This window comes from Microcoleus sp. PH2017_28_MFU_U_A, assembly GCF_020738035.1.
Classification (GTDB): domain Bacteria; phylum Cyanobacteriota; class Cyanobacteriia; order Cyanobacteriales; family Microcoleaceae; genus Microcoleus.
In genome coordinates, this window is record NZ_JAEQCX010000052.1 from 1 (window position 1) to 12669 (window position 12669).

Annotated in this window: 12 protein-coding genes; 9 read left to right on the plus strand and 3 right to left on the minus strand. The window is 43.9% G+C overall.

The genetic code is table 11. The features are described 5' to 3' along the window. Positions 1 to 171 precede the first annotated feature (171 nt). Entirely contained in the window at positions 172 to 2286 is a 2115-nt protein-coding gene (locus tag JGK14_RS13000) for a sugar phosphate nucleotidyltransferase (protein WP_325315152.1), read from the minus strand. Between the two features lie 149 nt (positions 2287 to 2435). Here JGK14_RS13000 and JGK14_RS13005 point away from each other — a divergent pair, with 149 nt between their 5' ends. After that, positions 2436 to 2975, plus strand: a complete 540-nt coding sequence (locus JGK14_RS13005) for a Dps family protein (protein ID WP_293190838.1) — start codon at positions 2436 to 2438, stop codon at positions 2973 to 2975. A 302-nt stretch (positions 2976 to 3277) separates the two neighbouring features. Here the strand turns inward: JGK14_RS13005 and JGK14_RS13010 are convergent, their stop codons facing one another. Continuing rightward, the gene (locus JGK14_RS13010; RefSeq protein WP_293324260.1) at positions 3278 to 4375 is read right to left on the minus strand and encodes a glycosyltransferase family 2 protein; all 1098 of its coding nucleotides are present in this window, start codon (positions 4373 to 4375) and stop codon (positions 3278 to 3280) included. Positions 4376 to 4981: 606 nt separating this feature from the next. Here JGK14_RS13010 and JGK14_RS13015 point away from each other — a divergent pair. From JGK14_RS13015 to JGK14_RS13045, 7 genes are all read left to right on the plus strand, one after another. Then, positions 4982 to 6013, plus strand: a complete 1032-nt coding sequence (locus JGK14_RS13015) for a glycosyltransferase family 2 protein (protein ID WP_293218812.1) — start codon at positions 4982 to 4984, stop codon at positions 6011 to 6013. Positions 6014 to 6140: 127 nt separating this feature from the next. Then, the gene (locus JGK14_RS13020) at positions 6141 to 7592 is read left to right on the plus strand and encodes an NAD(P)/FAD-dependent oxidoreductase (protein ID WP_293224116.1); all 1452 of its coding nucleotides are present in this window, start codon (positions 6141 to 6143) and stop codon (positions 7590 to 7592) included. A gap of 250 nt (positions 7593 to 7842) precedes the next feature. Continuing rightward, a complete protein-coding gene (locus tag JGK14_RS13025; protein ID WP_293181679.1) occupies positions 7843 to 8976 on the plus strand; it encodes an AAA family ATPase in 1134 nt (377 codons plus the stop codon). After that, positions 8973 to 9206 (plus strand): hypothetical protein, encoded by a 234-nt coding sequence (locus JGK14_RS13030; RefSeq protein WP_293181681.1) that lies wholly within the window; start codon positions 8973 to 8975, stop codon positions 9204 to 9206. Before JGK14_RS13025 ends, JGK14_RS13030 begins: the two co-directional genes overlap by 4 nt. Further along, complete coding sequence (locus tag JGK14_RS13035; protein WP_293181683.1) at positions 9187 to 9477, plus strand: hypothetical protein; 291 nt, start codon at positions 9187 to 9189, stop codon at positions 9475 to 9477. Before JGK14_RS13030 ends, JGK14_RS13035 begins: the two co-directional genes overlap by 20 nt. A gap of 102 nt (positions 9478 to 9579) precedes the next feature. After that, a complete protein-coding gene (locus JGK14_RS13040; RefSeq protein WP_293181685.1) occupies positions 9580 to 9834 on the plus strand; it encodes a hypothetical protein in 255 nt (84 codons plus the stop codon). Positions 9835 to 9953: 119 nt separating this feature from the next. After that, complete coding sequence (locus JGK14_RS13045) at positions 9954 to 11315, plus strand: branched-chain amino acid ABC transporter substrate-binding protein (RefSeq protein ID WP_293181687.1); 1362 nt, start codon at positions 9954 to 9956, stop codon at positions 11313 to 11315. 4 nt (positions 11316 to 11319) lie between these two features. Here JGK14_RS13045 and JGK14_RS13050 read toward each other — a convergent pair whose 3' ends face one another. After that, positions 11320 to 11571, minus strand: coding sequence for a hypothetical protein (locus tag JGK14_RS13050; RefSeq protein WP_293181689.1), 252 nt, complete (start codon positions 11569 to 11571; stop codon positions 11320 to 11322). An 18-nt stretch (positions 11572 to 11589) separates the two neighbouring features. Between JGK14_RS13050 and JGK14_RS13055 the strand changes: the two genes are divergently transcribed. Continuing rightward, a complete protein-coding gene (locus JGK14_RS13055) occupies positions 11590 to 12666 on the plus strand; it encodes a branched-chain amino acid ABC transporter permease (protein ID WP_293181691.1) in 1077 nt (358 codons plus the stop codon). Positions 12667 to 12669: the final 3 nt, after the last annotated feature.

Genomic DNA, 12669 nt, shown 5'->3' on the forward strand with positions numbered 1-12669 from the left:
TGATCTATATTACCTGTTTATCTTGCACTTTTTTCTCCCTCGCGCCATCTAAACCTATGCCACGCAATATGTGATTGATTTTTCAGCAAGCCCTATATATATATAAGAGCGCTGAAGCGCAACTACGTACCTAAAGGCGAATGCTGGGAAAAACTCTAATTTGAAAGCTGATTAGCCGATCGCCCCCCGAGATATGGGAAAATCAATCAGAGTCTGCCGGTAAACATCCGGCAATCCCGTGTCAAAACACCGCCCTCGCACCACATAACCAGCCATTCCCTCGAACTCCCGCAACTTATCCAAACACGACGTTAACTGAAATTCGCCTCTTTCTCGAAAATTGCTATTAATATGTTCTGCCAAACAATCAAAGATTTTAGGATCGAGGACATACATCCCAAACATTGATAAGAATAAATCCTCTGCCAAGCCTTCTACGCTTAAATGCTGCCGCGCATACTCGATATCCGGCTTTTCGTAAACTTGCGTCACCGACAAAATAGCATCTTGTTCCTGCCAAACTCCCGCCGCACAGCCGTAGTGATGAATTACATCAGATGGTGTTACCCTCAAACCAATGACGATGTGCTGCACTTGCGAGTAAATATCCAATAGTTGGCGCGCACAAGAAATTTCAGTTTGCGACGAGTAAATGTGATCGCCCAAAAGCAGGAGAAATGGCTCGTTGTTCACCCATTCCTTAGCACAAAATACCGCGTGGCCGAATCCTTCCTGGACATCCTGAGTGAGAATTGTAACGCGCTGTCCCAACTCTTGTAAATATTGGCTATAATCCTGATTTTGCTGAGACAGTTTTTGGAAAAGTTCGGGAGACGGCCCAGTTTTAAAGAAATCTTCAAAAAAAGTGCGATCGCCCTTTTGGACAACTATACCAACTTCCTCGATTCCCGCACTCAAAGCTTCTTCCACAATTGCCAAAATTATCGGTTTAGCGCGGCCAGTGCGATCGATAATTGGTAAGAATTCCTTCTTCACTGCCTTAGTAGCCGGAAACATCCGAGTGCCGAAACCAGCGGCTGGAATCACGGCTTTTCTGACTTGCAGTCGGGAAGCTTTTCCTGCATCTTTTCTTTCTTCTATCTGCGTGGAACAGGCGTCCCGCCTGTATATTTCTGGGGTTTCTGCATCTTTTCTTTCTTCTATCTGCGTGGAACAGGCGTCCCGCCTGTATATTTCTGGGGTTGTTGCTGCATTAAATTCTGTTTCAGGCTGCAAATGGGTCTGAGAACTAATAGTAAGTTTCACACATTCCATCTGAGGAAAATTCCGTGAAATAATCTCGATAACTTGCTGTTGACTTTCATAATCTTTCACGATAAATTGCGCCGTGCCGTCTCCCTGAGAACCAACTCCCTTACCGCCCAAAATATAAGGCTGAATCGGTTGACAATTCAGGAGTTCGTGCAAAACTGGAGCCGTCAATTCCCCTGGACAAGCGGGGATTAAATACCTATCAAATTCCCTCTGAGCAACTTTCATCAACTCGCCGAGTTTAACCGCATCTCCCTGCTGTAAAGCTGCGGCCGCATCTTGCGTAATTTTAGAACTAATCGCGCCGAGATGTTTCTGCACGTTTGCTTGAACTTCAGTCACAGCAAAGGGATAAGCCTGATTCAGACTTGCCAGAATTTGTTGAGTGTTTTTGCTAGCGCCCAAATCTACGATGACAAAAAACAAATCTTTGGCAACTTTTAGCTCAACAACATCCATTTGATCGCCGTCAAAAAACATCAAAATTGGTCGATTTCCATAGGCACAACCCTGATCCATGCGGCCGCAGCGCGAAGGTGTGGCAATTTCGCCTAAATAAGCCATTTCCATTTCGTCGCGGACGTTCATTTTTAAATCGTATAAGCGATTGAAAGCGCGGGCTACTAACACGCAAATTGCGGCACTTGAAGACAAGCCTTTCTGAATTGGCAAATCAGTTAAATAATTGTCAATTTCTACTCCTCCCGCGTAGCCGTGCGAGAGAAATTGAGCGGCAACACCGGCTGCATAACTGAAAAAAGTTCCTGTTTGGGCCTCAGCAAGCAGAGCATTTTTTGCCATCGGGAGTGCAGTTTCAATTTTTGTGCCATCATTTAAAGCTGCCCGCAAAATCAAGTGTGTCGGATGTTTTTTGACTTCGGCATAAATTCCTTGATTTGTACTGGCTATCAGAGTACAGCCTTTTTCTATAGCGGGATTGTGCGGGCGATAACTGGCGGCCCAATCGCTGTGTTCGCCAAACAAACAAAGGCGACCCGGAACAAAAAGTTTCATTGCATCTATCTAAGGGTATCTATATTGTGATTACTCTAACCTGAGATGGAGATATTTTACTAAAGTGCGATCGTCCTTTGGGTTGATGTACTTGACGGAGGAAATTTGTTGTAATAGATGAAAACTAAGAGTTGAAGGAAGCAGTTGCAATGCGTAAGTTAAACATAGGTCTATCTGAGGAGCAACGTGCAGGCGTTATCGAACTGTTGAATCACGACCTGTCAGATGCTTATCTGCTGTTAATCAAAACCAAAAAGTATCACTGGGATGTAGTGGGCCCGCAGTTTCGATCGCTCCACCAGTTGTGGGAAGAACACTACCAGGCGTTAACAGTAAATATCGATGCTATGGCCGAACGGGTGAGAACTTTAGGTGGCTACCCAATTGGTACTGCTGAGGGTTTTCTGAAGTATGGTTCGATTAAAGAACATATCGGCGACTTGCCTTTGGCTACGGAAATGGTATCACGTTTAGTTGATGACCATGAACTGATTATTCGCAATCTCCGCCAACACGTCGAACAGTGCGGTGAAGAGTTTAAGGATGATGGAACCGCAGATTTTTTGACTGGTTTGATGGAACAGCACGAGCAAATGGCTTGGATGTTGCGATCGTTTATTGAAGGTGAATCTATTTCGCCGGATGGTAAGCAGCCGAAAGCTAAAACTCCTACAGCTTCTCACGCTTAGATTATAGCTCGATCGAACAGATTTAACTGTTGTGAGTCAGAGAATTTCACCGCGATTCTCGCAGTACGACAGGGGTTTTCAACCCCTGTCTCATAGCGAAAGTCCTCTTTTAGAGGACTGGAGTTAACCTGATTTCGATCTGGTTTTTGAGTCGTTTTTTAACCGACTTTCGCCTTGAGGCAGGGGTTTAAACCCCGGCCGGACTCCGAGGAGAGCGTGCTTTTTGACAGATTTTGAGTAAGACATGATTACGGACAAATTTGATGTACAGTCTCTACGTATCTGTTCACAGAGTGATATTATTATACTGCTCGATTTCCCAAACTCTTCAACCGCATTCTTTCATACACCTGCGACGGCAACATTCTGTGAATATTCATTCGCTTTTCGATCGCAGCAATTGTCGTCCCGGCACTTGAATCCGATGTTTGCTTCAACTCCAATCCCGATTCACTTCTCGATCCTAATATCATTTTTACCAAACTTTCTATTGACAACAAATACAAATTATGACGCAGCAAAGTCATCACAAAATCTTCTTTTAAAGCTCGATATAGCCAAAACAATGTACTCCGGTAATTGCCGTTGCGGTTGCTTTTGACAGCTAGATAAATGTAAAAATTACTGCTAGACCAGCAGTAAACTTTCTCGGGAACTTTCGAGTGATACCGCCGGACATCTGCCAAAATCAAAGTATGGCCTTTTGCCATTGCGGCATAGTTGCAAGACATACTGCTGGCAATCTGTCGGTAGCCGACTAAATACTCAGGTACTACTTTAAATTGATAGTATTGGGCGATGCGGAGGTGCAATTCCCAGTCTTCGCAACCTTGAGCGTTTTCTAGTTTGAATTTGCAGTTGTAGCCTCCGACTTTTTCAAAGCAAGCGCGACGGATTAGAGATGAACTGGCATTGCCGATAAAATATTTATAAACTAAGGCATCGTGAACCGATCCTTCGATCGTTGAGTTGTAAAATCCACCTGTCAGCAAACCTTCTTCGTTAATATCCAATGACCAGGAATAAATAACTCCAACAAAAGATTCCGATTTTGTCAGGCATTCAACTTGTTTTTCCAGGTTTTGCGGGTACCAAATATCGTCAGCGTCGATCGGAGCAATATGTTCGCCTTTTGAGTGTAAATAGGCTAGGTTGCGAGCGGTGGCGACTCCGGCATTTGATTGCTGCAATAAGATGATTCGGCTATCTTTTTGAGCAAAAGATTTGATGATTTCAGCGGTTGTGTCTGTAGAGCCGTCGTCCACAACTAAAATCTCTATATTCTGATAAGTTTGAGATAGCACAGACTCGATTGTTTGGGCAATAAATTCCTCAGCATTGTAAGCCGGTATAATTACTGAAATTAATGGCTGATTTAAATTGTGTTTGGTGTTGTTCATGCGATATAAAAACTTTTTTATGTAAAATTTTTGACTCTCAGGCACCGATTTAATGGTATCTTAACAAAGTGGTAAGGTCGATCGCACACCGTCGAAAATTTGCAGGCGTATATTTGAAATATATTGCCAAAACTCATCAAATGTGCATTGACATAGCAGTCTGGATACAGACTTGGTGCAGGAGTGACTCGCCGATCGCATATATAAAATCAACTGTACTGGGCAACTCGCGATCGCCGGAGAGTCTCAGTATATCATATGTTGCTTTTTATACTTGTTACGGTCAAAAAAAATCAAATTCTTGTGCGGTGGAATACTCTGAAACACAATGGCTGGTGGGGCTTTTTAGAAGGTTTACAAAAACAATGATATATATAAAGATTTCGTAAAGCTGTTGTCTTCATCAGGTGAGTCTCAGCCAGATGTGGCTTAGAATACAGGCATGAATGGGGATCAATGCAGCCTACATTGCCAGCAAAAAAATTAGTTGAAGATAAACAGAAATCGGGTTATAAACAAAAATGTAGAGCTGATTTTACTTTTCGTAAAGTAGGAGCATTGAAATTCAATCATTGGTTTTCCATGCAATTCAAAACAAACTCGGTAATGATTTATACTAACGAACCGACTGTATCCGTAATTATCCCAGTCCACAATGGGGGAGCTTACTTCCGCACCTGTTTGTCAAAGCTGGCTCAAGCTAGACCGAAGCCGATCGAGATTATTGTAGTAGCAGATGGGGAAAGCGACGGTTCTTGGCGTCTGGCCAAGGAATTCGGCGCCAAAGTCATCAGAATTCCCGAATGCGGCGGCCCCGCCCGAGCGAGAAATTTGGGAGCGCAAGCTGCGAAGGGAGATATTCTGTTTTTTGTGGATGCTGATGTCGCTGTTTGTCCTGAGGCTGTGGGTTATGTCAAATCGGTGTTCAAAAATAATCCCTACTTAGCTGCTTTGATCGGTTCCTATGACGATGCTCCTGGAGATCCCGATTTTTTATCGCAGTACAGGAACTTGCTCCACCACTACGTGCACCAAACAGGTAATGAAGAAGCTTCGACTTTTTGGGGCGCTTGCGGAGTGATTCGCCGGGAAATTTTTTTGCAGATGGGTGGCTTTAATGAGAGTTACCGCCAAGCTTCGATCGAGGATATTGAGCTGGGCTACCGTTTGAAACAAGCCGGTTATAAAATTCGATTGTGCAAAACATTGCAAGTCAAGCATTTAAAGCGCTGGGAAGCGGTGGGGATGGTGAAGGCTGACTTTTTTTACCGAGCGCTGCCTTGGACTGAACTGATTTGGCGCGATCGCAAATTGAATAATGACCTCAACTTGCAAGTATCGAACCGAATTAGTGTAGTTTTAACTTATGCCATGCTGCTGGCAGTGGTGGGGACGTGCTGGTCGCTGAACTTTCTGCTATTGGCTGGGTTGCTGGCAATACCCTTAGTAGCAATTAATTCAGAGCTTTATCGATTTTTTCAGCAAAAACACGGTATCTTATTTGCGCTGAAAACCATTCCTTGGCACTGGCTTTTCTATTTTTACAGCGGACTGGCATTTGCGATCGGCACGGGTCGTCACTTATCCCAAAAAAAGCTGTTGACTGGCAAAGTTAGGTTGCCAGTATCCGCTCAATAAATCAAGGCAAATTGTCCTTCAACTTCCAGCCGATCGATATTTTATCAGGGTATTCACTGGTGCATATATTAATTTTAGAAGTTATAAATAATTGTATAGTGCAATAAAAAGGCTGGAGGTAGGCTGAGTGAAACATTATCCTGTGGCGATCGTCGGTGCTGGGCCTGCGGGTTTGACGGCTGCTTACGAGCTAGTCAAGCAAGGGATCGTCCCTGTTGTACTCGAAAAAGGGGATAAAGTTGGCGGGTTGGCCCGCACCGAAAGCTACAAAGGCTATCGTTTCGACATTGGCGGCCACCGATTTTATACTAAAGTTGCAGCGGTGCAGCAGTTGTGGCAAGAGGTACTGGGAAATGAGTTTATTAAAGTGCCGCGCTTGTCGCGAATTTTTTATAGAGGTAAATTTTTTAACTATCCGATCGGGGCCTTCAATACTCTGTTTAATTTGGGGATAATTGAGAGTGCGCTAATTATTTTGAGCTATCTGAGAGTTAGACTCTGGCCGCTTCCCAAAGAAGAAACTTTTGAACAGTGGGTAATCAATCGTTTTGGCGATCGCTTGTACAAAACATTTTTTAAGACTTATACAGAAAAAGTTTGGGGAATTCCCTGTTCGGAAATTCAAGCGGATTGGGCGGCGCAACGGATTAAAGGATTGTCGCTGACAACAGCGATAATTAATGCTTTGTTTGGCAGTAACGATACTAAAACTTTAATCAAAGAGTTTGACTATCCGGCTTTGGGGCCGGGGATGATGTGGGAAAAGTTCGCCGAAGCTGTGGAAGATAAAGACGGCAAAGTTTATCTCGATACTAAGGTGATTAGCTTTGAGCGTGAAGGTAATAAAATTAAAACTATTACTGCTGAACATAACGGAGAAATAGTTGAATATTCGGCGGATAATTTCATTACAAGTATGCCGATATCGGCGCTGGTAGCACGGATGAAACCGCAGCCGCCTGAGCCAGTGTTGCACGCGGCGCGATCGCTAAAATATCGAGATTTTTTGATTGTATCGCTGATTGTCGATCGCCCAAGTTTGTTTCCTGACAACTGGATTTACATTCATTCTCCCGAAGTGAAAGTCGGACGGATTCAGAATTTTAAGAATTGGAGTGCTGCATTGGTTCCCGATGCGAGCAAAACTTGTTTGGGAATGGAGTATTTTTGCAATGAAGGCGAGGAACTTTGGGTAATGTCGGATGCTGAACTTGTGGAGTTAGCAACTCGCGAGTTGGTTGAGTTGGGTTTGGCAAAAGCTGCGGATGTTGAGGATGGGGTGGTGCTGAGGCAGCCGAAGGCTTATCCTGTTTACGATGCCGAATATCGCGGACATTTGCGGGTTTTGGAAGGTTTTTTGACTGGGATTGAGAATTTGCAGACGATCGGGCGAAATGGTATGCACCGATACAACAACCAAGACCATTCTATGCTGACGGGGATGCTGGCGGTGAGAAATCTGCTTGGGGAAAAGCACGATTTGTGGGATGTGAATACTGAGCGATCGTACTATGAAGACTTTAGTGTCGATCGGTCTAAGGAAAAAAAGGATTCGGATTTGATGGCGCAGTCTAGTTGATATTTGGGGATTGTAGTTGTGACAATGTGAGTTAAATCACACCTGAAATGGCGATCGCCCGTTCATATTTTCCGCATAATCTTGTAGGGGCAATCCCCCGATCAGTTGCGTCGCTTCATCCGGCGTAGGTACGGGGTGACTCGCCTACATTTACCACAACCTATTTAGGTGTTGTGAAGTGGAAATATTGTATATTGGTTAAGTAAGCTGACCATTTTTTTAACTTTTCACTCCTCGGAGTCGTTTTTCTATGCTCCAAAGACTATACGTACATAACTTCAGATGCCTGGAGAACTTTGAACTGATTCTCAAAGAGATGCCATCCTCCCTTTTAATTGGGAAAAATGGTGCAGGTAAATCAACCATCCGCGTTGTATTGGAAATCCTTCAACACATCGGTCGAGGCATTAACAGAATGCGTGATTTTGATAAAAATCATCTTGGTCTTATCGACCCGAAAGATTTCAATCGAGGCAGGTCTGATGTTCCAATTCGATTTGAGATAGAAGTATTACTTGACAATAAATTATACAAATATATTCTGGCATTGGAATTACCAGAAAACTTTAGAGAGCTTCGAGTTTTTGAAGAGCAACTGTTAATTTCAGGAAATCCAATTTACTCTCGCAAGGAAGCCCAAGTCACTATTCATTACACCAGCCCGCGAAATCCTGAAGCTAAGTTTCTGGTGGATTGGCATCTCGTTGCTCTTCCAGTGATTCAAGAACAATCAGAAACCGATCCGCTTCGTATTTTCAAGACTTGGCTGGCGCGCACGATTATTTTAGCCCCGATCCCAAGCCTGATGACTGGAGACTCTAACGGGGAAACGTTGGAGCCAAAACGAGACGGTTCAAATTTTGGGGAGTGGTTCTCTGGGTTACTCAGTCGCTACCCTGCTGCCTACACACAGGCTTACAGATACCTCCAAGAAGTTATGCCTGACTTTCAGGATTTTCTGAATGAACAAATCGGGAAAGACTCTAAAAGTATGATTGTTCGGTTTGAAGAAAAGAATGCCAATCTGAGTGTTGACTTTAAAGACTTATCTGATGGGGAGAAATGCTTTTTTCTTTGTGCTGTTGTCTTAGCTGCTAACAAGTATTACGGCCCACTTTTTTGCTTTTGGGACGAACCTGATAACTATCTTTCTCTGTCAGAGGTTGGACATTTTCTTACATCACTACGACGCTCATTTAAGGATAGCGGTCAGATTATAGCGACCTCACATAATGAAGAAGCAATCAGAAAGTTTTCAAATGAAAATACCTTTGTACTCGATCGAAAAAGTCACTTAGAGCCAACCTTAGTTAGGTTGCTCAGTGATATACCTGTCAGTGGCGATCTTGTAGATACCTTGATTCGCGGCGACATAGAATTATGAAAGAGAAGCAAAATCCATACAAGTCTCATGTTGTTGTGTTGCCAGAAGACCGTGCTAATGAAGAGATCGTAAATGGATTTAATAATTTTCTAGACCTTTACTCCAGAGCTATTCAGATTGAGCGGCCTGCTGGTGGTTGGGAAAAAGTTGTGGAGAAATTCCTAAAAAATCATGCCTCTGAAATGAAGAAAAAATTTCCAGAAAGAAAGAATGATGGTCTTGCTGATTGATTTTGATGAAAATTATGAAGATAGGTTTAGTTATGTAAAGGAGCGGATTCCCGAGGATTTAGAAAATAGAGTATTTGTTCTTGGAGTATTATCTGAACCAGAGAAGTTAAGGAGCGATATTAGAAAGAATTTTGAAAATATCGGAGAAGCCCTTGCAAATGACTGTTCCAATAATAACACGAATGGATTATGGGGACACGATCTTCTCAAACACAACAAAACAGAGTTAGATCGTATGATTCTATCTGTTAAACCATTTCTGTTTAATTAAGTCAACGAGGAATGAATGCGTTTTGTCGATATCTGAGCATCTTGTGCTAACTCTTGACCACATACTGATAAAATAAGAAGAGCTAGATTGAGATATCATCTTATGTCGCTGATTAAACAACGCCTTCTAGAAGCGATCGAACGAACTCCTGAATCGCTTTTAGAGCAAACCCTGACATTCCTAGAATTTTTGACCAGTCGGACACAAACCGCGATCGCCCCAGACTTCGACTCAGATTTTGATTCAGACACCGACTCCAACGACCAAATCCTCGCTGATCTGAAAACCTCCCTCCACCAAGCCAAAACGGGACAAACATTCCCCATTGAGGAACTCTGGGATGGCATCAATGTCTGATACGCCAGTCCAACTAAAATTCACAGTTGAGACAAATTTTTTTAACTTGTGCTAAGTCTTGACTTACAGACTTAGAGAGTGAAAATATGCTAAGACGCAAGCAACAAACAAACCAACCTATGAACTTTTCAGAAAAATCAGGGGGCAAAAGTCCCACATCCACAAAAACCAACCCAACACAAAATCTCAACACCGGCGGGCTGCGGACATTACTCCTCGCCGCCGGCATAGCCTCTCTCTGCGCCAGTTGTCAGAGTCCCCAAACACCAAGCGCCACAACCCCCGGCAGCAGTCCTGGAAGCTCTCCCGCAGCCTCTCCCATCGTCGTTAGCACCCCCGGAGACCCAAATACCGTCAAAATAGTCTCCATGCTCCCCATGACAGGCAGCGCCTTGGGTCAAGCTCAAACAATGGTCAACGGTGTCAAACAAGCCCTTGCCGAAACCGACTCTAAAGCCTGCGATGGCAAAATCAAAATCGAATACGAGATTCTCGATGACGCGACTGCTGCGGCTGGCAAATGGGATCCCAGCCAAGTCACATCGAATGCTAACAAAGTAGCAGCGGATGGTTCGGTAGTTGGTGCGATCGGTCATTACAACTCCGGTGCCGCCAAACTTTCAATTCCCGTGCTCAACCAAGCCAATATAGCGATGGTGAGTCCCGCTACCACCTATCCGGGCTTGACAAAACCAGGAAAAGGTGAGCCGAAAGAACCCAACGTTTATTACCCTACAGGCACTCGCAATTTCGGTCGCGTTGTCCCCGCAGACGACCTCCAAGGCTCTGTAGCTGGCAACTGGGCGAAATCTTTAGGAGTTAAAAAAGTCTACATCCTCGACGACCAAGAACTGTATGGCAAAGGTATTGCTGACGTTTTTGAAGCAACTGCTAAAAAGTTGGAAATTCAAGTCCTCGGCCGGGAGGGAATTGATATCAAAGCCAGTGATTACAAAGCTTTAATGAATAAGATCAAAGCTTTAAATCCCGACATGATTTACTTTGGTGGCACTACTCAAAGTAATGCTGGACAAATCATTAAAGACATGAGAAATGTCGGGATGACTGCTGATGCAGTTAAATTCATGGGCCCGGATGGCATTAAAGAACAAGCTTTAATTGATGCCGGAGGCAAAGATGCTGAAGGAGTTTATGCTACTTTTGGTGGTTTGCCTCCTAAAGAATTGACTGGCGTTGGTGCGAAGTGGTATGAAAGCTACAAGGCAAAATATAATGCTGAACCAGAAGCTTATGCAGCTTATGCTTATGAATCTGCTAAGGTGATTATCGGCGCAATTAATAAGGTTTGCAAAAATGACCGCGCGGCTATCCGCGATGCTGTTTTGGCAACTAAAGATTTTAACGGCGTACTTGGCAATTGGAGTTTTGATGCTAATGGTGATACTAGCTTGACTACAATGTCAGGAAATGTTGTTAAAGCTGGTAAGTGGGAATTTGTGAGTGCACTTAAGACTGAATAATTAGTCAGTTGACTGTTGTCAGTTGACTGGTTAACTGGTTCCCCGGCTCTGCCTGGGAACCGATGTCTAGAGGCTCTGCCTCGCTCTTATACCAGGAAAATTGCCTCGCTTTTCTAGTAGGAAGATTGTCTCGCTTTTCTAGTATAAAAATTGGAGGCAGAGCCTCCGGATCTGCGTTACCAGGCAGAGCCTGGGAACGAGTAGAACTTCCCCATGCCCAATTCCCAATTCCCAATTCCCAATTCCCAATTCCCAATTCCCAATTCCAATAATTATGAAAAACTGGAAAAGTATTCTCTTATATATAGGTGTAGCGTATATAGTTTTGTTGTTAGGCCCGATCGCAGGATTTGACTTACCGAAAATTATTGGCGAAATAGTCCGCAGCCCAGAAGTGTTGATTCAACAGTTGTTAGTGGGTTTGGTCAACGGGGCGCTGATTGCAATTATTGCTTTGGGTTACACGATGGTTTACGGCATTATTGAGCTGATCAATTTTGCTCACGGCGATTTGTATATGTTGGGTGCTTTTGCTTCGCTGACTGTTTTCGGGGCTTTTGGGATTCAAGACGGCGCACCTTTAAGTGTTGCGATACCGGTGATGTTAGTCGCTTTGGTTGTATGTTCGGTGTTTTGTGCTGGACTAAATATTGTGGTCGAAAAGTATGCTTATCGTCCTTTGCGAAATGCTCCTCGTTTGGCTCCGTTAATTTCGGCGATCGGGGTTTCTTTTATTTTCCAAAATCTGGGATTATTTTGGGGAGGATTGAAAGCTTTTATTCCGGTGATGGGTTCTAATTCGGCGGCTCCGAAAAGCTTCCCCGATTTGTTGCCGCGAGTTGATATTCTCAAAGCTATGGGAATTCAAACAAGTATTGTATTTACTACAAAAGATTTAATTGTGTTGGTGGTGGCTCTGGTATTAATGGTTTTGCTTCATGTGTTTGTGCAGTACACTCGTCTGGGAAAGGCGATGCGGGCAACTGCTCAAAGCCGCGATGCTGCTAAAATTATGGGAATTAATGTCGATCAGATTATTGCTCTGACTTTTTTGATTGGTGGGGCTTTGGCTGGTTCGGCTGGGATTTTGGTCGGTTTGTACAATAATACGATCGTGTTTACGATGGGTTTTACGGCGGGGTTGAGGGCTTTTACGGCGGCTGTTTTGGGGGGGATTGGCAATATTGTCGGGGCGATGTTAGGAGGGGTTTTGATTGGGGTGTTGTCGTCTTTGAGCGATCAGTATTTGTCGAGTCGCTGGACTAATGCTTGGGTGTTTGGAGTTTTGGTGGTGATTTTGGCTTTCCGGCCGGGCGGTTTGTTGGGTGAGAATGTTCAGGAGAAGGTTTAAAGG

Bases quoted from the DNA above. Each gene is read 5' to 3' on its own strand.
- JGK14_RS13000 (WP_325315152.1), bottom strand. From the start codon at position 2,286: ATGAAACTTTTTGTTCCGGGTCGCCTTTGTTTGTTTGGCGAACACAGC.
- JGK14_RS13005 (WP_293190838.1), top strand. From the start codon at position 2,436: ATGCGTAAGTTAAACATAGGTCTATCTGAGGAGCAACGTGCAGGCGTT.
- JGK14_RS13010 (WP_293324260.1), bottom strand. From the start codon at position 4,375: ATGAACAACACCAAACACAATTTAAATCAGCCATTAATTTCAGTAATT.
- JGK14_RS13015 (WP_293218812.1), top strand. From the start codon at position 4,982: ATGATTTATACTAACGAACCGACTGTATCCGTAATTATCCCAGTCCAC.
- JGK14_RS13025 (WP_293181679.1), top strand. From the start codon at position 7,843: ATGCTCCAAAGACTATACGTACATAACTTCAGATGCCTGGAGAACTTT.
- JGK14_RS13030 (WP_293181681.1), top strand. From the start codon at position 8,973: ATGAAAGAGAAGCAAAATCCATACAAGTCTCATGTTGTTGTGTTGCCA.
- JGK14_RS13035 (WP_293181683.1), top strand. From the start codon at position 9,187: ATGATGGTCTTGCTGATTGATTTTGATGAAAATTATGAAGATAGGTTT.
- JGK14_RS13040 (WP_293181685.1), top strand. From the start codon at position 9,580: ATGTCGCTGATTAAACAACGCCTTCTAGAAGCGATCGAACGAACTCCT.
- JGK14_RS13045 (WP_293181687.1), top strand. From the start codon at position 9,954: ATGAACTTTTCAGAAAAATCAGGGGGCAAAAGTCCCACATCCACAAAA.
- JGK14_RS13055 (WP_293181691.1), top strand. From the start codon at position 11,590: ATGAAAAACTGGAAAAGTATTCTCTTATATATAGGTGTAGCGTATATA.